At 68.6% G+C, this 25,006-nt stretch carries 25 protein-coding genes; 7 read left to right on the forward strand and 18 right to left on the reverse strand.

The genetic code is table 11. The annotated features are described in order from the left end of the window. Positions 1-10 precede the first annotated feature (10 nt). The gene (locus tag ACFVIV_RS31635; RefSeq protein ID WP_379202668.1) at positions 11-730 is read right to left on the reverse strand and encodes a dienelactone hydrolase family protein; all 720 of its coding nucleotides are present in this window, start codon (positions 728-730) and stop codon (positions 11-13) included. Positions 731-800: 70 nt separating this feature from the next. Then, positions 801-1,124: a rhodanese-like domain-containing protein gene (locus ACFVIV_RS31640; protein ID WP_379202669.1), complete on the reverse strand. Its 324-nt coding sequence runs from the start codon at positions 1,122-1,124 to the stop codon at positions 801-803. Between the two features lie 85 nt (positions 1,125-1,209). Between ACFVIV_RS31640 and ACFVIV_RS31645 the strand changes: the two genes are divergently transcribed. Together ACFVIV_RS31645 and ACFVIV_RS31650 are read left to right on the forward strand one after the other, a co-directional pair. Beyond that, entirely contained in the window at positions 1,210-1,674 is a 465-nt protein-coding gene (locus tag ACFVIV_RS31645; RefSeq protein WP_379202671.1) for a MarR family winged helix-turn-helix transcriptional regulator, read from the forward strand. A 39-nt stretch (positions 1,675-1,713) separates the two neighbouring features. Further along, positions 1,714-2,706, forward strand: a complete 993-nt coding sequence (locus ACFVIV_RS31650) for an LLM class F420-dependent oxidoreductase (protein WP_379202673.1) — start codon at positions 1,714-1,716, stop codon at positions 2,704-2,706. A gap of 59 nt (positions 2,707-2,765) precedes the next feature. Here ACFVIV_RS31650 and ACFVIV_RS31655 read toward each other — a convergent pair whose 3' ends face one another. Both ACFVIV_RS31655 and ACFVIV_RS31660 read right to left on the reverse strand, forming a co-directional pair. Next, positions 2,766-3,422, reverse strand: a complete 657-nt coding sequence (locus ACFVIV_RS31655) for a disulfide bond formation protein B (RefSeq protein WP_379202675.1) — start codon at positions 3,420-3,422, stop codon at positions 2,766-2,768. A 25-nt stretch (positions 3,423-3,447) separates the two neighbouring features. After that, positions 3,448-3,609 (reverse strand): hypothetical protein, encoded by a 162-nt coding sequence (locus tag ACFVIV_RS31660; protein ID WP_379202677.1) that lies wholly within the window; start codon positions 3,607-3,609, stop codon positions 3,448-3,450. A gap of 234 nt (positions 3,610-3,843) precedes the next feature. On the opposite strand from ACFVIV_RS31660, the gene ACFVIV_RS31665 reads away from it, so the two are divergent. Next, on the forward strand, positions 3,844-4,878 hold the full coding sequence (locus ACFVIV_RS31665; RefSeq protein WP_379202679.1) for a fused (3R)-hydroxyacyl-ACP dehydratase subunits HadA/HadB: 1,035 nt from the start codon (positions 3,844-3,846) through the stop codon (positions 4,876-4,878). A gap of 23 nt (positions 4,879-4,901) precedes the next feature. On the opposite strand, the gene ACFVIV_RS31670 is transcribed toward ACFVIV_RS31665, so the two are convergent. From ACFVIV_RS31670 to ACFVIV_RS31690, 5 genes are all read right to left on the reverse strand, one after another. Next, a complete protein-coding gene (locus tag ACFVIV_RS31670; protein WP_379202680.1) occupies positions 4,902-6,422 on the reverse strand; it encodes a YfcC family protein in 1,521 nt (506 codons plus the stop codon). Beyond that, on the reverse strand, positions 6,419-7,768 hold the full coding sequence (locus ACFVIV_RS31675; protein WP_379202682.1) for a M20/M25/M40 family metallo-hydrolase: 1,350 nt from the start codon (positions 7,766-7,768) through the stop codon (positions 6,419-6,421). Before ACFVIV_RS31675 ends, ACFVIV_RS31670 begins: the two co-directional genes overlap by 4 nt. A gap of 206 nt (positions 7,769-7,974) precedes the next feature. Continuing rightward, the gene (locus ACFVIV_RS31680; protein WP_379202684.1) at positions 7,975-8,949 is read right to left on the reverse strand and encodes a hypothetical protein; all 975 of its coding nucleotides are present in this window, start codon (positions 8,947-8,949) and stop codon (positions 7,975-7,977) included. A gap of 11 nt (positions 8,950-8,960) precedes the next feature. Then, positions 8,961-10,382: an aminotransferase class I/II-fold pyridoxal phosphate-dependent enzyme gene (locus ACFVIV_RS31685; RefSeq protein WP_379202686.1), complete on the reverse strand. Its 1,422-nt coding sequence runs from the start codon at positions 10,380-10,382 to the stop codon at positions 8,961-8,963. Continuing rightward, on the reverse strand, positions 10,379-11,401 hold the full coding sequence (locus tag ACFVIV_RS31690; protein ID WP_379202688.1) for a multiprotein-bridging factor 1 family protein: 1,023 nt from the start codon (positions 11,399-11,401) through the stop codon (positions 10,379-10,381). The genes ACFVIV_RS31685 and ACFVIV_RS31690 overlap by 4 nt, the downstream gene beginning before the upstream one ends. Positions 11,402-11,787: 386 nt before the next feature. On the opposite strand from ACFVIV_RS31690, the gene ACFVIV_RS31695 reads away from it, so the two are divergent. The 3 genes from ACFVIV_RS31695 to ACFVIV_RS31705 all read left to right on the forward strand — a co-directional run bounded on the left by ACFVIV_RS31695 (position 11,788) and on the right by ACFVIV_RS31705 (position 13,610). Beyond that, entirely contained in the window at positions 11,788-12,153 is a 366-nt protein-coding gene (locus tag ACFVIV_RS31695; RefSeq protein WP_379202690.1) for a hypothetical protein, read from the forward strand. Between the two features lie 21 nt (positions 12,154-12,174). After that, positions 12,175-12,720: a hypothetical protein gene (locus ACFVIV_RS31700; protein ID WP_379202692.1), complete on the forward strand. Its 546-nt coding sequence runs from the start codon at positions 12,175-12,177 to the stop codon at positions 12,718-12,720. 119 nt (positions 12,721-12,839) lie between these two features. Further along, complete coding sequence (locus tag ACFVIV_RS31705; RefSeq protein WP_379202694.1) at positions 12,840-13,610, forward strand: hypothetical protein; 771 nt, start codon at positions 12,840-12,842, stop codon at positions 13,608-13,610. Positions 13,611-13,637: 27 nt separating this feature from the next. Here ACFVIV_RS31705 and ACFVIV_RS31710 read toward each other — a convergent pair whose 3' ends face one another. The 3 genes from ACFVIV_RS31710 to ACFVIV_RS31720 all read right to left on the reverse strand — a co-directional run bounded on the left by ACFVIV_RS31710 (position 13,638) and on the right by ACFVIV_RS31720 (position 17,378). Further along, entirely contained in the window at positions 13,638-14,693 is a 1,056-nt protein-coding gene (locus ACFVIV_RS31710; RefSeq protein WP_379202696.1) for an aminotransferase class V-fold PLP-dependent enzyme, read from the reverse strand. 75 nt (positions 14,694-14,768) lie between these two features. Next, positions 14,769-16,271 (reverse strand): flavin-containing monooxygenase, encoded by a 1,503-nt coding sequence (locus ACFVIV_RS31715; protein ID WP_379202698.1) that lies wholly within the window; start codon positions 16,269-16,271, stop codon positions 14,769-14,771. A 93-nt stretch (positions 16,272-16,364) separates the two neighbouring features. Beyond that, complete coding sequence (locus ACFVIV_RS31720; RefSeq protein ID WP_379202716.1) at positions 16,365-17,378, reverse strand: diiron oxygenase; 1,014 nt, start codon at positions 17,376-17,378, stop codon at positions 16,365-16,367. 84 nt (positions 17,379-17,462) lie between these two features. On the opposite strand from ACFVIV_RS31720, the gene ACFVIV_RS31725 reads away from it, so the two are divergent. Next, the gene (locus ACFVIV_RS31725; RefSeq protein ID WP_379202700.1) at positions 17,463-18,662 is read left to right on the forward strand and encodes a PucR family transcriptional regulator; all 1,200 of its coding nucleotides are present in this window, start codon (positions 17,463-17,465) and stop codon (positions 18,660-18,662) included. Here the strand turns inward: ACFVIV_RS31725 and ACFVIV_RS31730 are convergent. From ACFVIV_RS31730 to ACFVIV_RS31755, 6 genes are all read right to left on the reverse strand, one after another. After that, positions 18,653-20,455, reverse strand: coding sequence for an AMP-dependent synthetase/ligase (locus ACFVIV_RS31730; protein ID WP_379202702.1), 1,803 nt, complete (start codon positions 20,453-20,455; stop codon positions 18,653-18,655). The two genes, ACFVIV_RS31725 and ACFVIV_RS31730, sit on opposite strands and share 10 nt — an antisense overlap. Positions 20,456-20,605: 150 nt before the next feature. Further along, entirely contained in the window at positions 20,606-20,995 is a 390-nt protein-coding gene (locus ACFVIV_RS31735; RefSeq protein ID WP_379202718.1) for a MarR family winged helix-turn-helix transcriptional regulator, read from the reverse strand. A 122-nt stretch (positions 20,996-21,117) separates the two neighbouring features. Beyond that, the gene (locus tag ACFVIV_RS31740; protein ID WP_379202704.1) at positions 21,118-22,131 is read right to left on the reverse strand and encodes a pyridoxal phosphate-dependent aminotransferase; all 1,014 of its coding nucleotides are present in this window, start codon (positions 22,129-22,131) and stop codon (positions 21,118-21,120) included. Positions 22,132-22,133: 2 nt separating this feature from the next. Beyond that, the gene (locus tag ACFVIV_RS31745) at positions 22,134-23,144 is read right to left on the reverse strand and encodes a 3-oxoacyl-ACP synthase III family protein (protein ID WP_379202706.1); all 1,011 of its coding nucleotides are present in this window, start codon (positions 23,142-23,144) and stop codon (positions 22,134-22,136) included. A gap of 2 nt (positions 23,145-23,146) precedes the next feature. Then, positions 23,147-23,806: an SRPBCC family protein gene (locus tag ACFVIV_RS31750; RefSeq protein WP_379202708.1), complete on the reverse strand. Its 660-nt coding sequence runs from the start codon at positions 23,804-23,806 to the stop codon at positions 23,147-23,149. Continuing rightward, positions 23,803-25,006, reverse strand: a 1,204-nt coding sequence (locus ACFVIV_RS31755; protein WP_379202710.1) for a thiamine pyrophosphate-dependent enzyme, incomplete at its 5' end; no start/stop codon positions are given. The genes ACFVIV_RS31755 and ACFVIV_RS31750, both read right to left, overlap by 4 nt.

Consider the following 25,006-nt stretch of genomic DNA (forward strand, 5'->3'; position numbering starts at 1 on the left):
AGCGGTTCGGTCACACCGACTGTTCGCCCGGTGGGCGGCCGGCGGACAGGTGGGTCTCGAAGAAGGCGAAGATGCGCGACCAGGCATCCGCGGTCGCCTCCTCGCTGTACCCGAGGCCGGTGACACGCAGCAACGGCTCGACCGGCAGCTGATTGGCGAAGGAGTGCGTGACGCCGGGATAGGTCTTCACGTCGTGGTCGATGCCGTACTCCGTCAACACGCGTTCGAGCCTGGGGCCGCGGCCCGGGTTGAGCGGATCGAGGGCCCCGTAGCTGGCCACGATCGGGCAGGAGCCACGCAGGAACTCCTCGTAGTTGCCGCGGCCCGAGGGGTAGAAGGGTGCGGCCGCGTCGAATCCCTTGGGGGCCACCAGCAGTGCGAAGCCGCCGCCCAGGCAGTAGCCGGCGACGGCGACGCCGCCGGTGCACCGCCCGTCGGCGAGCAAGTGCTCCCGGGCAGCGAGGATGTCCCGGGTGGTCTGTCCTTCGCGGTTGCCCATGATCTCGCGCATCATGCTCGGGACGCAGCGAACCCGGCCGCGGGAGAACAGATTCGGGGCGATGGCCAGGTAGCCGTGGTCGGCGAGCATACGGGTCGTGCGGGCCACGTCCGCCCCCATGCCCGTCCCGTCGTGCAGCACCACGACGCCCGGCCACGGCCCGGTCCCGGCGGGGACTTCCAGCAGTGCCTCGATGGGGCCGTCGGGTGCGGTCAGTTCGATCGTGCTCATCGTCGAGCCCTTTGCGTTCGAAGGAGAGAACAGGAACCGACCGCTATCCTAACGTGTCTGGGACAATGAATCAGTTCTCCAGCGGCAACCCCGCCCCGGCCCAATCCTCGATGCCGTCACGGTATTTGCGGACATTGGTGTAGCCGAGCCGCTCCAGCTTGGTGGCCACATTCTGGCTGTTCGGGCACGCCGCATTGCTGCAGTAGGTGACGACGGCCGCGGCCTTGTCCGGAAGCAGTTCGGACGCCCGGGCTTCCACCTCGGCCTCGACCAGGGCGAGCGCGCCGGGCAGATGCTGCTTGGCGTAGTACTCGCCGCCGAGGGCATCGAGCACGATGACCGATCCGGCCTCGATTTCCTTGGCCAGTTCGTCGCGAGTGATCAACGCGGTCATGGGATTTCCTTTCCTGGCACGAATTTATGTGCGTGCGCACGCTATCAAGTATGTGCGCGCGCACGCAAGTGGCTATGATCGAGGCGTGCCGAACCGATCCCATCCCGCCGTCGGCGCCTGGGCCGCCCTGCTCCAGGTGCACGCCAGGCTGGTCCCCGAACTCGACGCCGACCTGCGCCGCGCCACCGGGCTGCCGCTGAGCTGGTACGACGTCCTGCTGGAACTCGATGGGCCGCAACGGCTGCGCATGAGCGATCTGGGCGAGCGGGTGGTGCTCAGCCGCACCCGAGTGAGCCGGCTGGTCACCGAACTGGAGGCGCAGGGTTTGGTTCGGCGTGAATCCAACCCTGACGACGGGCGCTCCGCCTTTGTGAGCATTACCGAGGAGGGCCGACGCCGCTTCCGCGCGGCCGCTCCGCACTATTTGGCGGGCATCGAACGCCGCTTCGGGGGCAGACTCGACAGCGGAGAACTCGACACCGTGGCGTCCGCGCTGCGGAAAGTGCTCTCCCCCACCGACCTACCCACCCCGACCACCGATACCCCCTGAGCCACAAGCTCGGGAGACACGGACGACAGGAGAAAACTCGTGCGATTCGGCATTTTCATCCCGCAGGGCTGGCGGCTCGATCTCGTCGGGATCGACCCAGCCGCACAGTGGGACGTGATGCGCGGTCTCGCCCAGCGCGCCGACGACAACGACGCCTGGGAGTCGCTCTGGGTGTACGACCACTTCCACACCGTGCCGGTGCCGACCGAGGAGGCCACCCACGAGGCGTGGACGCTCATGTCGGCCTTCGCCGCCACCACCTCGCGGGTGCGGCTCGGCCAGATGTGCACCGCCATCAGCTACCGCAATCCGGCCTACCTCGCCAAGGTCGCCGCCACGGTCGATCTCATCTCCGGCGGCCGCGTCGAGATGGGCATCGGCGCCGGCTGGTACGAGCACGAATGGCGCGCCTACGGTTACGGATTCCCGCCCGCCGGTGAGCGCCTGGCCCGGCTGGACGAGGGCGTGCAGATCTTCAAGCAGGCCTGGACCACCGGTTCGGCCACCCTCGACGGCAAGCACTACCAGGTCAACGGGGCCATTGTGCGCCCGCTTCCGTTGCAGGAGGGCGGCATTCCGATCTGGGTGGCGGGCGGCGGCGAGAAGGTGACCCTGCGCATCGCGGCCAAATACGCGCAGTACACCAACTTCTCGGCCGAGCCCGAGGAGTTCGCCCGCAAGTCCGAGCTGCTGCGCGGTCACTGCGCCGAGGTGGGCACCGACTTCGACGCCATCACCCGCAGCGCCAACTTCAACGCGGTCGTCGGCGCCACCGAGGCCGAGGTGGAAGACCGCCTCGCCGCCCTGGCCGACCGCCTCGCCCCCGTCGCCGGCGCGGATACGGCCAAGGGCTGGGTCGACTCCATGTTCCGCACCTCCGCCGCCGTCGGCACCCCCGAGCAGATCGCCGAACGGATCGGACGCGTCCGCGATCTCGGCCTGTCCTACTCGATCTTCAACTTCCCCGAGGCCGCGTACGACACCTCCGGCATCGAGCTCTTCGAGCGCGAGGTGCTGCCGGCCCTGCGCTGAAACAACCGGTCGCCCGCCGCACCGGATTCCGGTGCGGCGGGCGGTGTTTTGCCGGAGGTTCACCAACCGAGGTCGGTGAAGAACTGGTAGCCGGTGGGGTCGCCGGTCATCTTCCAGTGCAGGCCCTGCAGGAAGAAGCAGGCGATCAGATTGGTGGCGGCGAAGGCGATCAGGATGGCGGGGGTGACTCTGGCGGCCCGGGCCAGCGCCTTGGAGGTGGCGGCCACCGCACCGGGTTCGGTGAACTGGGTCAGGAAGAGCATGATGCCCGCGGCGATCACGGCGGCGACGAAGGTGACGAAAGCCCAGGTGTAGAGATGCAATCCGAACAGGGCTCCGGCATAGCCCGGATCATCGGGTGCGATGTGCATGAGGACCTGGGCGAGCGAGACGAAGCTGCCGAGTATGGCGGCGAGCACCGCCCAGCCCCAACCGGTGGCGAATTCCCGGGTGGTGACCGTCCCGGTGCGGGAGCGGACGATGATCCAGACCGGTCCGATGGCGCTGAGCAGGAAGAACATTCGTTGCATCAGGCACATCGGGCAGGGATACTCCCAGAGGCCGAACTGGAAGGTGTAGGCGCCGGCCAGGGTGGCGCACATGCCGATCACATAGAGGTGCGCGAACCACAGACCGAGCCGATGCGACAGGCCGGTGGCGGCGGGCTCGGTGGTACCGCGGCCGGTCTCGGTGGCGGGAATCGCGAAGGTGGTCATGGGAGCTTTCTCCTGGATGGTCGGCTTACAGGCCGAGGCTGAACTGATGGTCGATGACGTGCGGCAGGAAGGCCAGCACGGACAGGGCGAGGGTCGCCGAGCACAGCGACATGGAGTACCGGCGCGGCCAGTCGCGGACCACCGCCAGCACACACAGCAGAATGAGTGCGAAGAGCAAGGTGTACATGGTGTCCTGGTTTCCTCGGGAATTCGGTCACCCCTTACTTTTCGCCTACCGGTTGCTGTCCGGTAGCGGCCTCGGGTCGATGCACCCATAGAGCAGAGCTATGACCAACCGGATTTCCGCCCCGGAAGGGGCCTCACACGGATACGGTTCGGCGATCGATCCCGATAACCAAGCAGCCGCTTCAAATTGGGACGGCCGGCAGACACCCTGAAGCCTGAACGAGGGGACGGACACGTGCGCAGCATCGATACCAGCTTCGAAACGCCATTCGATCCGGCGGCCCATGCGCGCTCGGTGGTCGGCCGGCGCTATCGGGTGGACGACTTCTACGAGGTCGGCCGGGAGAAGGTCCGGGAGTACGCGGGGGCGGTCCAGGATTTCCATCCGATCCATTGGAACGATCAGGCCGCCAAGGACTTCGGCTACGCGGCCACCACCGCCTCGCCCACCTTCACCTGCCTGCTCGGCGGTATGGCCCGGCGCGCGCTCACCGAGATCCTCGCCGGCTACGACCTCACCGCCTCGGTGCAGACCGATCAGGTCTACGAATTCCACCGCCCGATCGTGGTGGGCGACCGGCTCACCGCCAATCTGTCGCTGCATTCCTTCCGGCAGGCCTTCGGCGGCGATCTGCTGGTCATCGAGATCGCGGTGACCAATCAGCTCGACGAGGCCGTGGTCACCACGCGCACCAGCCTCATCGCCCGCTCCGGGCAGGTGGCCGCGGACACCGGAACCACCGCGCTGCTGGCCGGCATCGTACGCAGCGGCCCGCAGCCGCCGCGGGAACGGCTGATCGAGCTCTCCACCTGGCGGCCCGCCGTCGGCGCGCACTGGAGCACGCATGCGCGCACGCTGGATTCGGTGGCGGCCGGGGACGAGCTACCCGGTCGCACGGTCAGCGTGGCGCTCGGCGATCTGGTGCACTACGCCGGGGTGGCCGAGGACCCGAATCCCATTCACTGGCATATCGACGCCGCCCGCCTGTTCGGACTGGAGCGCGGGGTGGTCGCACACGGCATGCTCACCATGGCCTATGGGGCGGGGTTCATCACCTCGTGGCTGGGCGATCCCGGTGCGCTGCGGCAGTACAGCGTGCGCATGACCAGCCCGGTCTATGTGGCCGACGATCGGCCCAGCAGCGTCGAATTCAGCGGCCGGGTCAAGTCCGTCGATCCCGATGCGCACACCGCGACCGTCGCGCTCACCGCACTGCACAACGGCCGCAAGATCTTCGGGCGGGCCACGGCCGTCGTGCAGCTGTCATGAGCATTGTGCAGCTGTCCTGAGGCTCAGCCGAGCCAGGCCGCCACGGCCAGGAAGACGCAGATCAGGACGAACAGGATTGCCATGAGCGGTGCGACGAATTTGACGTACCGGTCGTAGCGCACCTTTGCCAGGGCGATGCCACCGGTGACGACGGCGGTGGTCGGCGTGACCAGGTTGGCCCAGCCGGACGCCGACTGCCAGGCCGTCACCACCAATGACCGTGGCACATTGGCGAAGTCGGCCAGCGGAGCCATGATCGGCATGGCCAGCGTGGCATGCCCGGAGGTGGACGGGATGAGGAAGGCGAGCGGCACGTTCACCAGAAAGATCCCGACCGCGAACAGCGCCGAGGACGTTCCGGTGACCACGCCTTCCAGGGCGTGCAGCACCGTGGCGGTGATCTGGGTGTTGTTCATGATGACTGTGACGCCGCGCGCGAGCACGATCACGATGCCCGCGCCCACGAAGTCGCCGAAGCCCTTGCCCACCGACTCCGACATCTTGCCCTCGCCGAGGCCGCCGACCAGGCCGATCACCACCGCGCCCACCAGGAACAGCGCGGTCAGCTCCGGGAAGAACCAATCCAGCTGCCAGGGATAGGATTTCGCGTCCGGCCCGGCGATGACCGAGGCCCACGGAATAATCGAGAAGATCATGAACGCGAAGGTGAGCGCCACCAGCCAGAGCACCGCGATCTGCCGCCGGGTCATCGGATCCGGTTCGTGCTCTTCGGCTTTCACGTCCCGGTCCCCGGGCAGCCAGCCCGACCAGGACTTGTCCGGATCGTTCTTCACCCGGCGCGCGTACCAGAGCACATAGCCGACGGTGACGGCCGTCAGCACCACGAACATGGCGACGCGCAGCACAATGCCGTCGCCAATGGGGATTTCGGCCGCGGAGGTGGCGGTGCCGGTGGCGAACGGGTTGACCGTCGAGCACAGCACGCCGATGCCGGCGCCGCAGATGATGGCGCCCACCGCGGTCATGCGGTCGTAGCCGAGGGCGAGGGTGAGCGGCACCAGCAGCGCGTAGAACCCGAGGGTCTCCTCCGCGAAGCCCTCCACCGTGCCCGCGATGGCGAAGACCACCATGATGCCGACGATGAGCAGAAAAGCCTTGGCGCGCAGCTTGTACGCCAGCCTGCCGATGCCGGCGTCCAGAGCCCCGGTGGCGAAGGCCACGGTGATGAACGCGCCCACCGCCAGCACGAACAGGAAAACCGCTGCCGCACCGTACAACTCACCGGACATATCCGGGCCGACCTGCCCGGTCTGCGCGTCCTGCACGCCGTAGAGGCCGTTGATCGGCGCGAGGAACAGATCCCGCAGCCGTTCGACGAAGCTCTTGGTGTTCTCGATGCGGTGATAGGACCCCGCGATGGGACGCCCCTGATCGTCGAGGTTGTACGCACCGGCCGGAATGAGGAAGGCCGCCAGCCACACCGCCAGGCTGACGCCCGCGAGAATGGTGTAGGTGGAGGGGAACGAGCGCTGCTTCTCGTGCCGGGCCGGCGCCGGCTCCGCTACCGCCGTCGCATTGCTCACTTGCGCATCCTGTCCGCGAAGAGTTGGAAGAATTCGGCCTCCGCGAGCGCCACATTGCCCAACTCGCTCAACAGGACTCGCTCGTTGAAGCCGTGCATATTGCACTGGGAATCCTCGACGCCGAGCATGAGCACCTCGGCCCCCGGATTGGCGGCGGCCATCGAGTTGGTCAGCGGAATGGACCCGCCCATGGCCGAATCGACCACCTCGGCGCCCCACGCCTTGCCCATGGCCTCGCGCATCGCCGCATAGGCGGGACCGTTCGTGGCCGCGGCAAATCCGGCGCCCACATCACCACCGGTCACGGTGAGCTCGATGCCGTAGGGCTTCACCTTGCGCAGGTGCTCGATGACGGCCCGTTGCCCCTCGGCCGGATCCTGTTCCGGATGCACGCGCACGTTCAGGTACGCGCGGGCATACGGAACCACCGCGGAGGCAGCGGTTTTCGTCGGCGGGGCATCCAATCCGATGACGGTGATGGCGGGGCCGTACCAGATGCGTTCGCCGATGGGACCGGTGCCGAGCAGGGGCATTCCCGGTGCCATGCCGGTGATCTCGGCGAATTCGGCCTCGGTGTAGTCGGCCCCGGTCCAGGTGTCGCGGCGCAGGCCCGCGACGGCCACATTGCCGTTCTCGTCGTGCAGGGTGGTCAGCGCGGCCATGAGCGCCAGCAGGGCATCGGGTGCGGCGCCGCCGAACTGGCCCGAGTGCACCGGCGCGGCGAGCGTGCGCACCTCGACGAAGACATCGGCCACGCCGCGCAGGGCGGTCACCAGGGTGGGCGTGCCCGCCCGGATATTGCCGGCATCGCAGATGAGCAGCGCGTCGGCCCGGAACAGCTCGGGCTGCTCGGCCGGGTAGTCGTCGAAGGCCGACCCGTATTCCTCCTGGCCCTCGATGACGATGGTGACGCCGACCGGCGGCTTCCCGCCGAAGGCCCGCAGCGCGCCGATGTGCGCCACCACATTGGCCTTGCAGTCGGCGGCCCCGCGCCCGTACATCGCCCCGTCCTTCAGGGTCGGCGTGAACGGCGGTGTATGCCAGAGGCTTTCGTCGCCGGAGGGTTGCACGTCGTAATGCCCGTAGAGCAGTACCGTCGGCGCGCCCGGCGGGGCCGGAATCCGCCCGTACACGACGGGCGAGGTATCGGGCAGGTTCAAGACCTGTAGGTCGCTGACACCCGATTTGCGCAATTCCTCGGCTACCAGGTCGTGCGCGCGCCGCACATTCTCCTCGGGATAGTCCGGGAAGGCGATAGACGGGATGGCGACGAACTGCTCCAGCAGTTCGGTCAGCTCTGGGAGGAGGCCGCCAATGGCGCCTCGAAGATCCGTGCGCTGGTCCACCAGGACATCGAACCACCCCGGTCCGGGAATGCAGCGAATCTCCGGCGATCTTTTTTCAACCGAGACCGGCGGCCCGGTGGCTGGTGCGGAGGCGCCATCCACCGGACCTCGTATCCGATATCCCGGTCAGACCGGGCATTTCAAACAGTAGGACGCGGCGACCGCTCCGATCATGACTTCCTGCGCCAGACTAAGGACCTACCGTGTCAATTCCGCAAGCCCGACCAGTCCAATCCGGTCCGCAGCGGCGGTAGTTCCCCGATGGCGGCGGCGGTCGCGGCCCCATAGGCGCGACTGGCCGCATGCGGCACCGCCGACGGGTAGTTCGACCGGTGCGTGACGAGCACGCCATTGTCCAGGTGCACGGTGGAGTTCACCACGGTGGCCACGCTGTTGCCGCCGGCCTTGGCGGTCAGGTCCACCACCACCGCGCCCGCGGTCAGGGCCGCGAGGGCCGCGTGATCGAGCAGCCGCGGCGCGTGCGTGCCACGCTGTCCGGCGGCGCAGATGATCAGTTCCGGATCCATGTCGACGATCAGATCGGTGATCGCCGCCGGGCTCGGATTCACCAGGCAGCGCCGGGCGCCGCGGGCCATGGCCGTCACCCGGTGCTCCTCCCGATGGGCGACGGCGACCGGCGATTCGTCGCCCCGGGTCCGCGCCTCGGCAATGGCCGCGAGTCCGGCTTGGCCGCAACCGAGTACGAGCACCCGCACCCGGCGCGAGCGGACCCGCTCGGGTAGGAGGGCGCGCCCTTCCCGATAGGCGACCCCGCCGGCGATACGGCTCATGGCCGACAGCGGATCCGGCTGCGCCGCCCGCGCGTCATACGACATGCGCTCGAAGGCAATCGATTCCACGCCCCGCGCGCGCAGCGCGGCTATGCGGTCGCCGCGCTGCACCGGGTCCTGGAAGCCGATCAGCACCTGGCCGGGCCGCAGCGGCATCGAATCCAGGTCGTAGGCCGGCGGTTTCACCCAGGCGACCACATCGGAGCGGCCGAAGACCAGCTCGGGGCCGGGCACCAGATCGGCTCCGGCGGCGGAGTAGTCGGCATCGCCGAAGTCGGCGCGGGCGCCCGCGCCGCGCTCCACCACGACCTCCGCGCCCCGATCCGACAGCCGCGCCACGTCATCGGGCGTCAGCGCGACGCGCTGTTCGCCCGCCGCGGTCTCGCGCACCGCCCCGACGATCACGAGGCCGCCGCCATCTCGGGAATCCGCCTCTCCAGCAGGGCATCTCGATAGCGCAGACCGTCGCGCATGCGCAGCACCAGGCAGGCGAGGCGGTCGAAGAGCTCGCCGATCAGCTCCGGGTCCTCGCGGCCGGGGCCGAAGCGCGGGGCCACCACATTGAGGCGCACGGCCGGGCGCGGCGATCCGGTGCGATCCAGTGCGACGCAATCGATTCCGGCCACCGTGAGCAGCAGGTCCTCCAGCTCGGAGCTGGTGCGCACCCCGGCGGCGGCCAGCAGCGCCGCCTCGAATTCCACGGTGAGGAACATGCCCTGCCTGGCGCCCAGCGGGCGTAGCAGTTCCGCGCCGGCGCGGGTATTGATGCCCTCGAGCAGCCCGCAGGCGCGGTCGATCTGGGCGCGCATGGCGCGACGGTTGCGCACCAGATACTCCTCGGTGGTGTGCTCGATGGTCGCCCGCACCAGGTGCGTGGTCTCGCGCTGGCAGGCGACCTGCAGGCGGTTGCGCACCCGCGCCAGCCACGCCTTGTCGCCGGTGCAGGCCGCGCCCAGCTTGCAAGGCCCGAACGCGTTGTACGCCTTGGAATTACCGGTGATCGTCAGCACGTGATCGTAGAGCCGAACCGGGCCGTCCGCGGTGGGCACGGTGACGGCGGCGATCGGAATGTGGTCGTCCACCAGCAGATCGAAGGACATATCGCAGATGACCGGCACCCGCGCCGCGATCAGCACCCGGCCGATCTCGATCAGCTCCTCGACGGAGTACCGTGCAACCACCGGATTGCCGGGCAGGGTGAGCAGCACGCCGCACAGATCCCCTTGGCGCGCATGATGTTCCAGGGTGGCGGCCAGCGCCCGCGGATCTATCTTGAACTGCGCGTCCGGCGTCGCCGCGCTGGCGACCATCCGCAGCTCGTATTTGGCCACATGCACGCTGGCGCTCTTGTAGTACCCCTCCGGGCACACCAGCACCCCGCCGGGGCGGGCGATGGTCGCGACCGCCTCCTCCAGCAGAACGGTGCTCGAATACGGGCACACGATGACCTCGGACAGGTCGATCCGCACCCCGGACAGCCCCGGCGCGGGCGCCGACAAGCGCTGGAACAGCTGCTCCGCGGCCAGCTTTCGGAGCACCACCGGCTGCTTCTTGTCGTACAGCGCGCCGTCGAGGTACTCCTCCGGCTGCGTCCGCGTCATGAGCTCCGCCCACGCGGCATTCAGCGCGGCGGCGGCGGGCTCGTCCATCGGCACCCCGGCCTCGCCGTGATAGGCGTCGATGACGCCGCGATAGGCGGGACTCGCCAGGCCCGGAAACCGGGGGTCCGGGCCGAGGTATGCGCGGGCGGCCTTCTTGCGCTCATCGGAGCGGGTCGTCATGCGCACCGGGTCCGGGCACAGCTGTGCCTGGGATTCGGTCACGGGTGATCGCCTTCGACGGGCGGCTCACCCTCGTCGTTCCAAGCCTGCCGCAGCGCGGTGCGGAACAGGTTGCGACAGTCGTCCTGGCCGAGCCGCTGGAACGCGGCCAGCTGCGGCAGGGCGGCGATGTCGTTGACCACGAGGGCCATTCCGACGCTCCTGAGATCGTAGAGTTTGTTGAACCTGGTCTGTGCGAACTGAATATCGTGCTTCAGTGCGGAGAAACGGGTCGCGACCCGTTCCCGGCGGGCGTAATCGTATTCGCCGGTTGCCACATAGTTCTCATCGACGATCAACATGCTTTGCGCGTTGCTCGCGAAACGACGATTGACCAGTACCGTTTCCACACCCGCGCGCACCTGTTGCCAGAGCTTGTCCTCATAGGACTCGACGTCGGCGATATCGTCCAGAACATACAACCGCCGCACCCACACCCCGGCACCGGCCAGCCGGAGAATTTCGGCGTGGTACTCATCGCCCACGTCGCCGCTGATGGTGCCCAGGTCGGCGGTGTGAATGGCGCAGATGGCCTGCTGGGCCCGGCCCAATACGGCCAGCCAGTCATTGATGGTGTTCCATTCCCACACCGTGGCGCTGCCCGAGGGAATCTGGGTCAGCACCTCCTCGGCGCGCTCCAGCTGGCGTTCGGCGATGAAGCGCAGCGGCGCGACCTCCGCGCGCGCCGCATTGGCATTGACGATGCTCTCCGCGATGGTCAGCACGCGTTCGACCGCGGCCGGATCCTTGCCGAGCAGAATGCTGAAGCGCATCCGCAGTTCACTGCCCGCGAGATCGGCGTCGGTTTCGGTGCCGGCGGTGGGCAGCCGCTCACCGAGCACCGAACTGAGTCGCTCCCGGAGCGCGAGAGGTGGTACCCGAGTACCGTTTTCGATCTGCTGGATCAGACTGCGCGAGCAGCCGGTCTGGTCGGCCAGTGCCTGTTGTGTGAGGCGGCGCTCCTCGCGGAGCCGGCGCACCAGCTTGCCGACCTGCTCACCGTCCGAGGCCGAGCGGGACATGCTGCGTCTCCCATCCATCTGCATCTCTGCGCCCAGAACGTGTCATGCGGGACCCATCCTAAGCATGAGGTGTCAAACGTGCCACATAACTAGAGAGTGTTTTCCGATTGGTTCGGATCGGACCCCGAACGGCGTTACAAGACAAGGATCTTGATCCCTCCTGGACGTTTGCCAAGAGCTTGACACTCGCCTCTTGGGCCGAAATTCTGAGCCAATCTGCGTATATACAAGCACATTCACGATACTGAGTATCTTCACTGATACTTTCCGAGCACACGGCGACTTTCAATGGCTTTGCAAGACACAAATACTCGCTTTCAGTCATCAATGTCGTGCCCTAGCATTGATGGCACAGGCCCTTCTGAAGCAGGAGGTGTTCGCACCCCATGGCCCTCACCATCACGCCCTGGTCGATCTCCAGTGACCTGACTCCCGAAATCGCCGTGTGCGCCATCGATTCCACCGACGTCTGGATTCTGAGCTGGCTGTCGGAGCGCGAACTCACCCGCGACCAGGCCATCAGCGGTATGGCCCTCGACGAAATCCTGAGCGATCCCGAGCCGGCCGACAGCGAACAGGCCCTGGCCATGGCCGCGGTGCACGCCGCCGAGCTGGGCATCTCGCTGCGGGAAGTGGTTGTGCGCCTGTCGGTTCGAGTGGCGCAGCGCGATCTGCACCGCGGCGGGCACGGCCCCGGCTACGCCCATTTCCGGTCGCACCGGCGCGGCGCGAGCGCGCCGGTCCGCCCCTGACCCTCGACGCCGGGGGCCACCATGTACGCCGATGCCACACCCCGATATCTGCGCCGCCGGTCCAGTCTGGTCGGCACCGTGACCACGGACCCGAGCCCGATGGAAATGCGGGTGCTGCAACCGTTCTGGTTCGTGCTCGCCACCTTCCTGCTGGTGCTCGAGGCCATTCCGCCGCTGCCGCGCACGGTCATGGCGGCGACGCTGGGCGCGGTGCTGACCGCCGCCGTCTGCGTGCACACGGCGGCGCGTTCGGGCTCGACGCCAATCGCGCGCATCGCCGGCCGGCTGGCGCCCGTCCGGTCCCGCACCGGCCTGCGGCTCGACCTCACCGATGACGCGGGCACGCCCTGGAGCCTGCACTTCCTGCCCTGGTACGGGCATGATCTGCGGCGCGGCGATCCGGCCTTCGCCGAGGGGTACTCCCGTCGCGGCGGCGAGTTCCGGGCCTCGAGCCTCACCAATATCCGGACCGGGAGCCGGCACATCTCCCGCTGGGCCATGGCCTCGATCACGGCGGCGACCTGCACGGTGACGGTCGTCCTGCTGATCGTCAGCCCGACCGGATGACCTGCCCGCGAGGTACCGCTACCGGGAGGGGAGTAGCGGTACCGTCGCGGGACCGGATCCACGACTACGCCGACCGGCCGATTCGATCCACCAGTCCTGGGTAGCCTGCACTACGAACAATGAACCGGATGCAGGCCCGGCCGCAGGGCTGGCAAACTGGACGCAAACTCCAGGACGAGACGGACGGACGGTTCCAGATGCTCGTATTCACCCGGTGGGCGTTGCCCGCCGTGGTCGCCGCCACGGTCGGGCTTCTCCCGGCCGCACCGGCTCAGGCCGGTCCGCCGGCGGCGCTCGGGGGCGGATCCGGCATCGTGTTCGGGGGCGGCGCCACATGCAGTCTGACAACCATCGGCTACGACCGGGCGGGCCGCCTGGTCGGGTTCACCGCCGGGCACTGCGCCGAGGCGGGCACGCCGGTCTCCGGTGAGCAGTTCCCGGACGCGGGGGTGGTGGGCGTCGTGGTGAGCTCCGACGCCCAACTCGATTACGCGGTCATCGAATTCGACGCCGGCGCGGTCGTGCCGCTGCGCACGGTGGGCGGCACCACCATCACCGGCATCGGCGAACCCCCGCCCGCCGGGAATGTGGTCTGCCAGAACGGCCGCACCAGCGGACGCGCCTGCGGGCTGGTCTGGGCTTCCAGCCCTTACGGTTTCATCGATCAGGCGTGTTCGGGCTACGGCGATTCCGGCGGGCCGCTGACGGTGGGCGATCGGCTGGTGGGCATGGTCTCCGGCCCGCTGATCAATGACACCCGGGTGCTGCGCTTCAGCTGCACCGACGGCAACAACCCGCTGCACACGCCGGTCATCGCCGTATCGTTCGACGCGGTCCGCTCGGTCGTGAACGCGAGCAAGGGCGTCGGCGCCGGATTCCAGCCCGTCTGACCCGGCGGCCCCGCCCGCCCGAAACCGCTACGCGGTCAGCACTTCCAGCGCCCGGTCGATATCCGCCTCGGTGTTGTAGAGATGGCAGGCCAGCCGCAGCCGGCCATCGCGCACCGACCCGGCGACCCGCGCGGCCCGCAGCCGTTCCATGGTGCCGGGCGCCACCTCGACCGACACGATGGCCGAGTTCCCGAGCGGCAGCCCGAGTCCCGCCTGCAACCGCTGCGCCAGCGCCACATCGTGCCGCTGGATCTCCTCGATCCCGATGGACCGCACCAGATCCAGGCCGATCCGCTGCGCGGTCAGGACGGACCACACCGGCGACAGATCGAAGCGCCGGGCATCCTCGGCCTGCCGCAGCGGCGCGCCGTAGCAGGTCTCCAACGGGGTGTAGCCGGAGTACCAACCCGCGGCCAGCGGGCGCAGCGTGTCCAGCGCCGCATCGGTCCCGGCCAGGAAGGACATGCCCTTCGGGCCCAGCAGCCACTTGTGGCCGACGCTGACCACCCAGTCCGCGCCGGTATCGCGCACCGGCAGCCAGCCGGCCGCCTGGCTGAGATCGAACAGCACCTTCGCACCGCACGCGCGCGCCGCGGCCACCACGGCCGGCATGTCCACCAGGCCGCCGTCGGCCGACTGCGCCACCGCGGCGGCCACCAGATCGACGCCGGGGCGCACCGCCGCCGCCAGCTCCGCCAGCGGCACCGTGCGGACGGTCAGGTCGGACCGCACCAGGAAAGGCCAGATCACCGAGGTGAATTCGTTCTCGGGCACGACCACGGTCGCGCCCGCGGGCAGGCTCTGCGCCACCAGCCCGACCAGTTGCGAGACCTGCGCGCCGGTGGCGACCTGGCGCGCCTGGAATCCGGTCAGCTCGCCGAATGCGACCCGGCACTCGTGGACCAGATCGTCGACCAGGATGTCGAGCTCACCCCGGCCCTGCCGCTCCGCGGCCTCCGCAAGGGCGGCGGCGCCGGGCTTCGGCAGCAATCCGTAGCTGGCCGTATTGAGATAGGTCACCGCGGGCGCGAACATCTCCCGAGCGACGGCCGGAAACTGAACTGGAGTCGGCGCAATCGTCATCACCCCATCCTCCGAGCCCTGGACCCGGTCCGAAAGGTCCAGCAAGCCGGAAACTGGCATGATCTTGGAAGCGCTTCAGGCGGACCGGGTTTCGGCCGGTTCCGGGGCGGCCCGGCGCGCACCGCGGCCGAATCGCAGGATGCCGTCCTCCAGCGCGCCCTTGCGCAGCAGCGCACGATCGCGGAAGTAGTTGTTGATGACCATCCACGGGCCGCGCGTGCCCTGCCGGGGCATGACGCCGTCACCGCGCTGGATGTAGCCGGAGGTCAGCGCGCCGCCCATGAGCGACGCCTCGGACTTGTCGCCCGGCTCGGGCACCGCGACGACCTCGGTGTATCCGTTGTCGCGCATGTGATTGAGCAGGCGGCAGAAGTATTCGGCGGCCAGATCGGCCTTCAGCGTCCAGGAGGCGTTGGTGTAGCCGAGCACCACCATGAAGTTGGGGACATTGCCGAGCAGCGCGCCCTTGTAGGCCACCAGTTCCCGGGTCCGCTGCACTGCACCGTCTATTTCGAGGTCCGCGCCGCCGAGCATCTGCACGGTCAGGCCGGTCGCGCTGATGACGATGTCGGCCTCGAGCTCCTCGCCCGAGCGCAGGCGGATGCCGTGCTCGGTGAAGGTGTCGATGTGATCGGTCGCGATGGACGCCTTGCCGCTGCGCAGCACCCGGAACAGGTCGCCATTGGGCACCACGCACAGCCGCTGATCCCACGGGTCGTAGCTCGGGGTGAAGTGCCGCATGTCGATGCCCGAGCCGATCTGGGCCCGCACCGCCGCCAGCATGAGCTTGCGCGACAGTTTGGGATTGGTGCGCGAGAGCTGGTAGCTGGCCCGCTGCAGGGCGATATTGCGGGCGCGGCCGGCCTTGTAGGCCAGGGCGGCGGGCACTTTCGCCAGCTTCAGGCCGACCGCGACCGGATCGTCGGCGGGCAGCGCGGCAATGTAGGTGGGCGAGCGCTGCAGCATGGTGACGTGCGCGGCGTCCTTGCTCATGGCCGGGATCAGCGTGATAGCGGTTGCGCCGCTGCCGATCACGACGACCTGCTTGCCGGTGTAGTCGAGATCCTCCGGCCAGTGCTGCGGGTGCACGATGCGCCCGCGGAAGTTCTCCTCGCCGGGGAACTGCGGGCGGTAGCCGTTGTCGTAGTCGTAGTAACCGGTGCAGCCGACCACGAAGTCGCTGGTGTAGGTCTCGGTCTTGCCGGTGCGCTCGTCGACGGCCTCGACGGTCCACAGCCCCCGCTCGCTGGACCAGCTCGCGCGAGTCATCTTGCGGCCGAAGCGAATGTGGTCGGTGACGCCGTACTCCGCGGCGGTGTCCTCGATGTACTGCCGGATGTGCGGTCCGTCGGCCAGCACCTTGGTGCCGTGCCAGGGGCGGAAGCCGAAGCCGAAGGTGTACATATCGGAGTCGGAGCGAATGCCCGGATATTTGAACAGATCCCAGGTTCCGCCGATGGCGGTGCGCCGCTCCAGGATCAGGTAGCTGCGCCCGGTCCGCTCCCGGGTGAGGTGGCAGGCCATGCCGATACCGGACAGGCCCGCGCCGATGATCAGTACGTCGACATGCCGCGTCATTGAGGAAACTCGCTTCGTCTGGTCGCGGCCGGACACCTGCGTCCGGCCGCACCGAGTATTACATGTTATTTCAGGTTACGTCTACTTGACCGGCTATGCGGCCCGGACGCGTCCCGTCCGTTCCGGCTCGGAGCGATACCGCGTGACCGGGCCGTCGATGCCGAGCACCTTCCACACCCGCTTGGCCACCGGATTCATCAGCCCGATCCGCTGGGCCAGCGCCCGCACGTCGCCGAAGTACCCGGCGAAGGTCTCCTTGGAATCGGGCAGCCCGAAGAAGACCTCCCGGCGCACGGCCGCCGGGATGCCGAACTCCCGGAAGAAGGCCCGCGGCGGCACGATGATGGCCCGCCCGCCGATCCACATGACGATCGGGAAGGCCAGCGAGAGCACGAACTTGTTCAGCGGATTCGACTCCGGCACATGATGTTCCAGGAACTCGTGCGCGAAGGAGATGTGCCGCGCCTCCTCGGCGATGTGAATCGCCATGACGCCGCGCATGATCGGATGCACCTCTTCGCCGGCGCGCAGAATGGCCTTCTGAATGTGGTCGATCGGCTCCTCGCCCGACAGCACGGCCATGAAGAACAGATTCGGGAACAGCGCGGCCAGCGGCGGCACCACATAGGTGAGGCGCTTGAGGATCGGCCCCATGCCCGGCACATCCTTGCCGATGCGGTTCACCATCTCCTGGAACATCAGGGTGTGATTGCACTCCTCGATGACCTCGTGGGTGCAGTACCGGAACTCCGGCGAGCCATTGGGCAGCTTGAAGGTGTGCTGCACCATGCCGCCGATGAGCAGCGTCTCGAACTGCAGGCCCACCTTGGCGATATTGGCCTGCCGCCACAGTCCGATCTCGATCTTGCGCCGGTCGGGCAGGGCGAGGTACCAGGGATGGCGGCCGAACATATCGCCGGATTTCGGCAGGATCCAGCGCGGATCATCGGCGGCGACCTCGAAATCGGGGTTGTCCCAATCGATATCGGTGAAAGGATCGAAGTGTTTGTCCACCGATCCCTGCGACAGCAGGAGCAGCTTCTCGGCGTACTGCCGAGCCAGCGCGACGACGGGATCGGTCTTCACGGGTGCTGACGTCATTGTCAGGGCCTCTCCAGAGCAATTTAGATGTACCTCATGGTTACACCTACCTTGGCGGGCCGTCAACAGCCGATATGTGATCATCGGACCATGGAATACCCCCGGACCGGCGCCTTCATGGTCCGCGCCTGCACCGCCCTCCTCGACCGGCTCGACGAGGTGGTGGACCGGGTGGTCACCGAAATCGAGCAGGTCGAGCCCGTCTACGGCGAACTGCGCCTGGTGGAGCGGGAGGAGCTGCGCCGGTCCAACAAGGCCAATCTCTCCGCCGTGCTCGGCTTTCTCGCCGGGAAACCCGGCGTGCACACCTCGACGCCCCGCGACACCGGTTACCGCCGCGCCGAGATCGGGGTGCCGCTGCCCGCGGTGCTGCGCGCCTATCGCATCGGCTCCGGCGTGGTCTGGGACGAGCTGCTGGCGGAGACCCGCGACGATCCCGATGACAACCGGGCCCTGCTCACCGCCGCCGCCGAGGTCTGGCAGCTGGTCGACGACTACTCCCAGGCCCTGACCGCCGGCTATCAGGAGGCCGTGGCCGAACAGCTGCGCCGCGATGCGCGCGCCCACGACGCCGCGCTGGACGCGCTGCTCACCGGGCAGGTCGAAGGGGCCCGCCTCTGGGAATGCGCCCGCACCCTGGGGCTCCCGCCGCAGGGCACCTACGCGGTCGTGGCGGCCACCGATGCCGAAGCCGCGGAAGCCCTTCCGGGCATCGCCAAGGCCCTCTCGGTGCTCGGCGTTTCCTCGGCGTGGCGGGTCCGGGCGCTCGGGCAGGTCGGAATCGTGGTTCTCACACCGCGATTCACCGAACAGCGGCTGCTGGCCATCCTCTCCGAGCGCGCCATCGGGCGGGTCGGCATCAGCTCGCCGTTCCCCACCCTGACCGAAGCGCCGACCGCGCTGCGGCAGTCCGAATTGGCCTGCGCCGCAACTCAGCCCGGCTCTCGCGAGGTCCTCCGCTACGACGACGCGCTGCTGCCGGTGCTACTGGCCGGGTCCCCCGAGGTCGCCACCGCGCTGTCGCGCACGGTGCTGGGCCCGGTGCTGGCCCTGCCCGCACACGATCGCGACACCCTGCTGGACACCCTGCGCGCCTGGTTCACGCACGACGGCGAGGTGTCCGCCATCGCGGCGGCCCAGTTCTGCCACCGCAATACGGTGCGCCTGCGCCTCAATCGGGTCGCGACGCTCACCGGCCGCCGCCTCACCTCGCCCCGCTCGGCCACCGAGATCCAGCTGGCGCTGGAGGCGCACCGGATCTTCGGCGGCGGAAGTGCGGGTCAGGCGTAGAGGGCGCCGACCTCGGCGGCGTACTTCTCCAGCACGACGGCGCGCTTGAGCGACATCTTCGGGGTGAGTTCCCCGGTCTCCTGGGTCCAGTCGGTGGTGAGGATGCGAATCTTCTTGATGGACTCCGCCTTCGAGACCTTGGCATTGGTATCGGCCACGGCGGCATTGATTTCGGCCAGCAGGGCCGGGTGATCGATCAGCGCGTCGATGGCGGTCTCCGCGGCCACCCCGTTGCGCTGCTTCCAGCCGGGCAGGGTTTCCGGATCGAGGGTGATGAGCACCGCCACGAACGGCTTGTTGTCGCCGACCACCATGCACTGGCTGATCAGCGGGTGCGCGCGCAGCGAGTCCTCCATCGGGGCCGGGGAGACGTTCTTGCCCGCGGCGGTGACGATGATCTCCTTCTTGCGACCGGTGATGGACAGGAACCCATCGGAGTCCAGCGCGCCCAGGTCGCCGGTGTGGAACCAGCCGTCGGACAGGGCTTCCGCGGTGGCGGCGTCGTTCTTCCAATACCCGTTGAAGACCACATTGCCCTTGAGCAGGACCTCGCCGTCCTCGGCGATGCGCACGGCATTGCCCTCGATGGGCAGGCCCACGGTGCCGACGCGCATGTGGGTGGCGGTGTTCACGGTGATGGCGGCGCTGGTCTCGGTGAGGCCGTAACCCTCGAAGACCGGAATGCCCACGCCGCGGAAGAAGTGCCCGAGCCGCGCGCCGAGCGGACCGCCGCCGGAGACCGCGCCCTCGCAGCGACCGCCCAGGGCCGCACGGAGTTTCGAGTAGACCAGCTTGTCGAAGACGGCGTGCTTGACGCGCAGTCCCAGGCCCGGGCCGCCGGACTGCTGGGCCTCGCTCCAGGCGATGGCGGTATCGGCGGCGAGATCGAAGATGCGGCCCTTGCCGGCATCGTGAGCCTTCTGCTTCGCGGCATTGAAGACCTTCTCGAACACGCGCGGCACGGCCAGCATGAAATGCGGCCGGAACGCGGCGAACTGGTCGGTCAGCGTGGTCCAGTCGGCGGTGTGCGCGACGGTGACCTTCGCACCCAGGGCGCCCACCGCGATGGCGCGCGCGAAAACGTGCGCGAGCGGCAGGAACATGAGGGTGGACTGCCCCTCCTTCATCAGATGGCGCAGCGCGATCTTGCCGGAGGCGGACTCGGAGAGCAGATTCGCGTGCGTGAGCACCACGCCCTTGGGGCGGCCGGTGGTGCCGGAGGTGTAGATGAGAGTGGCCGGGGAGGCGGCGCGCACCCGGGCGCGGCGCTCGGCCAGCACCTCGTCGCCGAGGGACCTTCCGCGTTCGACCAGCTCGGCCACCGCACGCGCGTCGATGCTCAAGGTCTCGCGCAGATCGGGAGTGGCAATGGTCGCGACGGTGGCCACGTGCCGGTCGTTCTCGACGAGCAGCAGCTTGGTGGCGGAGTCCTCGAGGATCCAGCGGGCCTGCTCGGTGGCCGAGGAGTCGTAGATGGCGACCGTGCACGCGCCGGCGGTCCAGATGGCGTAGTCGATGAGCGTCCACTCGTAACGGGTGGCGGCCATGATGGCCACGCGATCGCCGGCCTCGATGCCCGAGGCGATGATGCCCTTGGCCAGCGCGCGCACCTCGGCGGCGAACTGCGCGGCGGTGATATCGGTCCAGCCGCCGTCCACCGGCTTGCGGAAGGCCACGAAATCGGGCGAATTCGCGGCGAGATCGTCGACGACGTCGGTCAGCGCCGCATCCTCGGCCAGTGCGTAGGACACCGGCACGTCGAATTCGCGGGGAGCAACGGTGGTGGAAACCATCTGCTGACGACCTCTCTGGGGCACGCTGGCGGGCCGGGCGGTTTCCGGTCCGGGCCACCATGCTGCGACGGTGCGCCCTGGATCACAATGGGCGTGCGACCATCGCGGCGGTCCGCGGAATGTGCGCCCGCCCACTCGAACCCGCGCGGGCTAGCGCGTGCGGGCGGCGGCCACGACCGCGTCGAGGCGGAGGCCGAGCGCCTTGACCCGATCGCGCAGGGCGGTGACATCCTCCAGCGGCATGCCGACGCGATCGAGCACGGTGCGGATCATGTCCTGCGCGGCGTGCTGGAGTTCCTCGCTGGCGGGGGTGGCGCGCAGGATGACCGCGCGCGCGTCCACCTCGCTGCGCACGCTCTCCACCAGGCCGCGCGTCTGCAGGCGGCCGACCAGCGGCGAGACGGTGCCGTAGTCGAGGTGGACGTGTTCGCCGAGCTCTTTCATGGTGATGCCCGGGCGCTCCCACAGCGCCAGCAGCACCAGATACTGCGGATAGGTGAGGTGCATGGCGTCCAGGAACGGACGGTACGCGGCGGTCATGGACCGCGACGTGGAGTACAGCGCGAAACACAGCTGCGCGCCCAAGGACAGCAGTGCGTAATCGATCTCCTCGTCCGCTCCGGCCCGGCGTCCCTCGGGTCCAGAAGGCGGATTCTCGTGCATTACTGCACTGTACTGCGTACGGCGTCGAGCACCGCCTCCGTGGCCGCCCGGTCCCCGACGGTGATGCGGATTCCGGTCGGATAGTGCTTGACGTGGATGTCGGCGCCCGCCAACGCGGTTCCCACCCGATCGATATCCGGGCCGGGCAGGGTCGCATACGCGAAGTTGGCATGGCTCTCGGGGACCGACAGGCCCAGCTCGCGCAGTCCCGCGGTGAGACGCCGCCGGTGCTCGCCGATCACCCGCACCCGCGCCGCGATCTCCGGTTCGGCCTCGTAACTGGCGCGCACGGCCACCTCGGCGAGGGCGTTCATGCCGAAGGGCAACTGCCACCGGGCGATTCGCGCGATGAGCTCCGGATGGCCGAGGGCGTACCCGGCCCGCAACGCCGCCAAGCCGTACGCTTTCGAAAAGGTGCGCAGCACCAGCAGATTCGGATGGCGATCGAGCAGCGCCGCCACCTCGATGCGATCGGCGCCGACCACGAAATCCACATACGCCTCATCCAGGACGACCATCACCCCGGCGGGCACCTGCCGCAGGAAGGCCGCCAATTCCGCTGGGGCGATGAGAGTTCCGGTCGGATTGTGCGGACTGCACAGCACCACCAGCCGGGTGCGCTCGTCCACCGCCCGCGCGATGGCCGCCAGATCCTGGCGCCCGTCCCCGGTGAGCGGCACCTCGACCGGATGGCCGCCGGCCATGGCGGTCAGGATGGGATAGCCGTCGAAGGTCGGCGTGGCCATGACGACATGCGCTCCGGCGGAGCCGAACTCCTGCACGATGTGCATGATCACCCCGGTCGCCCCGGCTCCCACCGCCACCCGGTCGGGCGCCAGGCCGAGCCGTTCGGCAATGAGCCGGGGCAGCCGCTGCGGCAAGAACTCCGGATATCGGTTCGCCGAGGCCAGGGCATGCGCCAGCGCCGCGCGCACGGACGGCGGTGGCCCGTACGGGTTCTCGTTGAGCTGGAGCTGATGGCCGAACCGGGCCGTCGCGAGCGCGCGGCGCATGATCAGCGCCCGCCCCAGCGCACCGCGGCGGCCGCGGCGAAATCGCCCGCGTGCGCGAAACCGGCGAACATGACCAGCGATCCGGCCGGGACCCGCCCCTCGTCCACCGCGCGGTCGAAGGTCACCGGAATGCCCGCGGCGAACAGGTTTCCGCACTCGTCGAAGGTGTCCGGATGCCGTTCCGGCGGCAGCAGCAGCGCATCGCGCCAGTTGCGCAGGAAGGCCCGGTTGGGCTGATTGGTGACCAGCAGATCGAGCTCGCTGGAGGCGACGCCCAGCCGTCCGCACACCGCGTGCGCGACCTCGGGCACGATGCGATTGCCGCGACCGAGCACCTTGGCGATCTTGGATTCGGTGAAGCCGACATGCATCTGGCCCGCGCCGGCCTCCCAGTAACGGCGCGGCGGATCGGCGATGACGGTCATCTGCCCCGCGAACTCCGGCAGATGCTTGGTCTCGATATCGAGAATGGGCGAATCCCCGGATTTCACCAGCAGTCCCGCGCCCGCGCCGTCACCCGGAATGGCGGCCTGCGGTTTCCCGCGCACCTGCTCCTGGGTGAACACCTGACCGGCCACGTTCTGCACGGTCACGATGAGCGCCGCCTTGGCATCGGTGCTCAGCAGCAGCTGCCGGGCCAGCTTCATCCCGTGCACGAAGGCCGCGCAGCCGCCATTGTGCAGGTCGATCAGCCATTCGGGTTTGATACCGAGCCGCGCGGCGACCTCGCCGCCATTGCCGACGATGCCGGTCTCGGGCAGCTGGGTGTGCACGATGAGAATGTCGATGTCGCCCAGCACCTCCCGGCCCTGCCGCGCCAGGATGGGAGCGACGGCCCGCTCGGCCATATCGGCGGGCGTCTCCCCCGGCGCGATGTGGTGACGGAACTTGGGGGCCTTGAACATGGTGTTGGCGGTGACGTCCGCCGGATCCGCGTACTGCGCGAAATAGTCTGCGGAGACGATGTTCTCGGGCAGGTACCCGGCGACGTCGATGAGGCTCACGGTGCTCATGGTCAGACCATCCATTCCGGCTTGATGGGCAGGCCGTTGGCGTGCCGGTGTTCGCAAATGGCTTTGAGATTGCGCAGTTCCAGCAGATGCCCGGCGGCGAAGAGGTGCCAGAAGTCGCCGACCCACACCGGGCGGTCCGGCGGCGCGGTGTCCGGGTAGCCGTTCTCGTCGTAGAAGGGGTGGCGGCAGTTGGTCCACAGCACCACCGATCCCGGCTTGCCGAGCACCAGTTGCGCGTCCACGACCCGCATCAGGTAGATCATCCACAGGTGTTCGCCCTGATCCCAGGCGCAGTGGTAGTCCACCGTGCGCGCCCCGGGGTTGGCCACCGTGCGCGTGTAGATGCGGGTGTGCGAGCCGATCCGGTCATCGGACACCCACAGATCCGGCTGCCCGGTGCGCTCGAAACCCCGCATGCTGTAGGTCCATTCGCACAGGCTGCGGGTGTCCGACAGGTACTCGTACACCTCGTCCGGCGGTGCGGCGATGTACTCGTTGACGGTGCAGTACTCGCCGAAGATCTCGTCGTGCGGGTACACGGCGCGGGTCATGTCCAGCACCATCGGCATGCCCTCCTTCATGGCCAGGGTCTCGATGCGGTAGACGCCCGGCACCCCCACGTCCGGGACCTCGACGGGTGCGGCGTGCACGGATTCGGTCATGCGTTGTGCTCCTTCAGAAATGGTGCGAACGGCGGGATCTCGTCGGGATCGCACCGAAGTTCGATGAATGCCGGACCGGCTTCGATCCGGGTCTTGTCCAGCGCGGTCTCGAATTCCGCGAGGGTGGCCGCGCTGTAGGCGGGCAGATCCGGGAACATGGCGGCCACGCCGTCGCCGAGCAGCGCGGGCCCGAAACGGTTGTAGGTGTAGTCGCCGGAGTAGTACAGCTGTTCCCGCGTGACGCACATGGCGTGCGCGTTGTTGTTGAAGACGACGAAGGTGACCGGGACCTGATATTCGATCGCCGTGTGCACCTCGTGCCCGTGCATGAAATACGAACCGTCCCCGGCGATCACGACCGTGCGCCGCCCGCGCCCCAGCGCGCATCCGATCCCGGCCCCGAACGAGTACCCCATCCCGCCCATGCCGAGCGCGATGAGGAACCGGCCGCCTTCGGGCACCGGAAGGTGGTGCACCACCGCGGCGCCGGTGTTCCCGGCATCGGCGACCACATCGGTGCCGGGGTCCAGGCGGGCGGCTATGGCGGTGACAGCGTCCCGATATCGCACGCCCGGACCGGTCGCCGGCGGCGGAACGAGCTCGGGGAACCTCTCCGCCATTCCGGCGTGCCTTTGGCCGGAATCTCCCCGGCTCGTGTGGATCCCGGCCAAAAGCACGCCGGGATGACGAGTGGTCAGACTGCCGGGATGACGGGCAAGTTCCCGCAAGCGGAGGCGCAGCGGCCCGGGAACCCGGACATGCGGTGTGACAAAGGGTTCCTGGTCACCCAGGTGCAGCACGCGCGGGCACGCCGCCAGCGCATCGTCCAAACCGGCGCGGGCGGTCATGGGCAGGGCCGCGCCCGCCAGCACGCACAGGGCGGACTCGGCCACCAGGCCGGGGACGTGCGGGTGGCCCATGATCCCGGTGACTCCGGCGAAGCGCGGATCGTCGTTCGGGAAGGCGTCTTTCGCATCCGGGGTGACGAGCACCGAGGCGTCGAGGGCCGCGGCGAAGGCCGCGAGTTCCGCGCGGGCGTCGGCCCGCGCGATCTCCGGTCCGGCGATGACGACCGCGGGGCCGCGGGTCGCGGATCCGAGCATCTGAGCGAAGGACTCCCAGGACTCCGAGGTCTTCCCCGTCATTCCGGCGTGCTTTTGGCCGGAATCCACCGGGCTGGTGTGGATCCCGGCCAAAAGC

The organism is Nocardia sp. NPDC127526, assembly GCF_042672265.1.
GTDB lineage: Bacteria > Actinomycetota > Actinomycetes > Mycobacteriales > Mycobacteriaceae > Nocardia.

Coding starts and splice junctions, on each gene's coding strand:
- ACFVIV_RS31635 (WP_379202668.1), bottom strand. CDS start 730: ATGAGCACGATCGAACTGACCGCACCCGACGGCCCCATCGAGGCACTG.
- ACFVIV_RS31740 (WP_379202704.1), bottom strand. CDS start 22,131: ATGCGCCGCGCGCTCGCGACGGCCCGGTTCGGCCATCAGCTCCAGCTC.
- ACFVIV_RS31695 (WP_379202690.1), top strand. CDS start 11,788: ATGGCCCTCACCATCACGCCCTGGTCGATCTCCAGTGACCTGACTCCC.
- ACFVIV_RS31715 (WP_379202698.1), bottom strand. CDS start 16,271: ATGACGCGGCATGTCGACGTACTGATCATCGGCGCGGGCCTGTCCGGT.
- ACFVIV_RS31735 (WP_379202718.1), bottom strand. CDS start 20,995: ATGACCGCCGCGTACCGTCCGTTCCTGGACGCCATGCACCTCACCTAT.
- ACFVIV_RS31700 (WP_379202692.1), top strand. CDS start 12,175: ATGTACGCCGATGCCACACCCCGATATCTGCGCCGCCGGTCCAGTCTG.
- ACFVIV_RS31750 (WP_379202708.1), bottom strand. CDS start 23,806: ATGACCGAATCCGTGCACGCCGCACCCGTCGAGGTCCCGGACGTGGGG.
- ACFVIV_RS31710 (WP_379202696.1), bottom strand. CDS start 14,693: ATGACGATTGCGCCGACTCCAGTTCAGTTTCCGGCCGTCGCTCGGGAG.
- ACFVIV_RS31655 (WP_379202675.1), bottom strand. CDS start 3,422: ATGACCACCTTCGCGATTCCCGCCACCGAGACCGGCCGCGGTACCACC.
- ACFVIV_RS31745 (WP_379202706.1), bottom strand. CDS start 23,144: ATGAGCACCGTGAGCCTCATCGACGTCGCCGGGTACCTGCCCGAGAAC.
- ACFVIV_RS31640 (WP_379202669.1), bottom strand. CDS start 1,124: ATGACCGCGTTGATCACTCGCGACGAACTGGCCAAGGAAATCGAGGCC.
- ACFVIV_RS31660 (WP_379202677.1), bottom strand. CDS start 3,609: ATGTACACCTTGCTCTTCGCACTCATTCTGCTGTGTGTGCTGGCGGTG.
- ACFVIV_RS31730 (WP_379202702.1), bottom strand. CDS start 20,455: ATGGTTTCCACCACCGTTGCTCCCCGCGAATTCGACGTGCCGGTGTCC.
- ACFVIV_RS31705 (WP_379202694.1), top strand. CDS start 12,840: ATGAACCGGATGCAGGCCCGGCCGCAGGGCTGGCAAACTGGACGCAAA.
- ACFVIV_RS31725 (WP_379202700.1), top strand. CDS start 17,463: ATGGAATACCCCCGGACCGGCGCCTTCATGGTCCGCGCCTGCACCGCC.
- ACFVIV_RS31690 (WP_379202688.1), bottom strand. CDS start 11,401: ATGTCCCGCTCGGCCTCGGACGGTGAGCAGGTCGGCAAGCTGGTGCGC.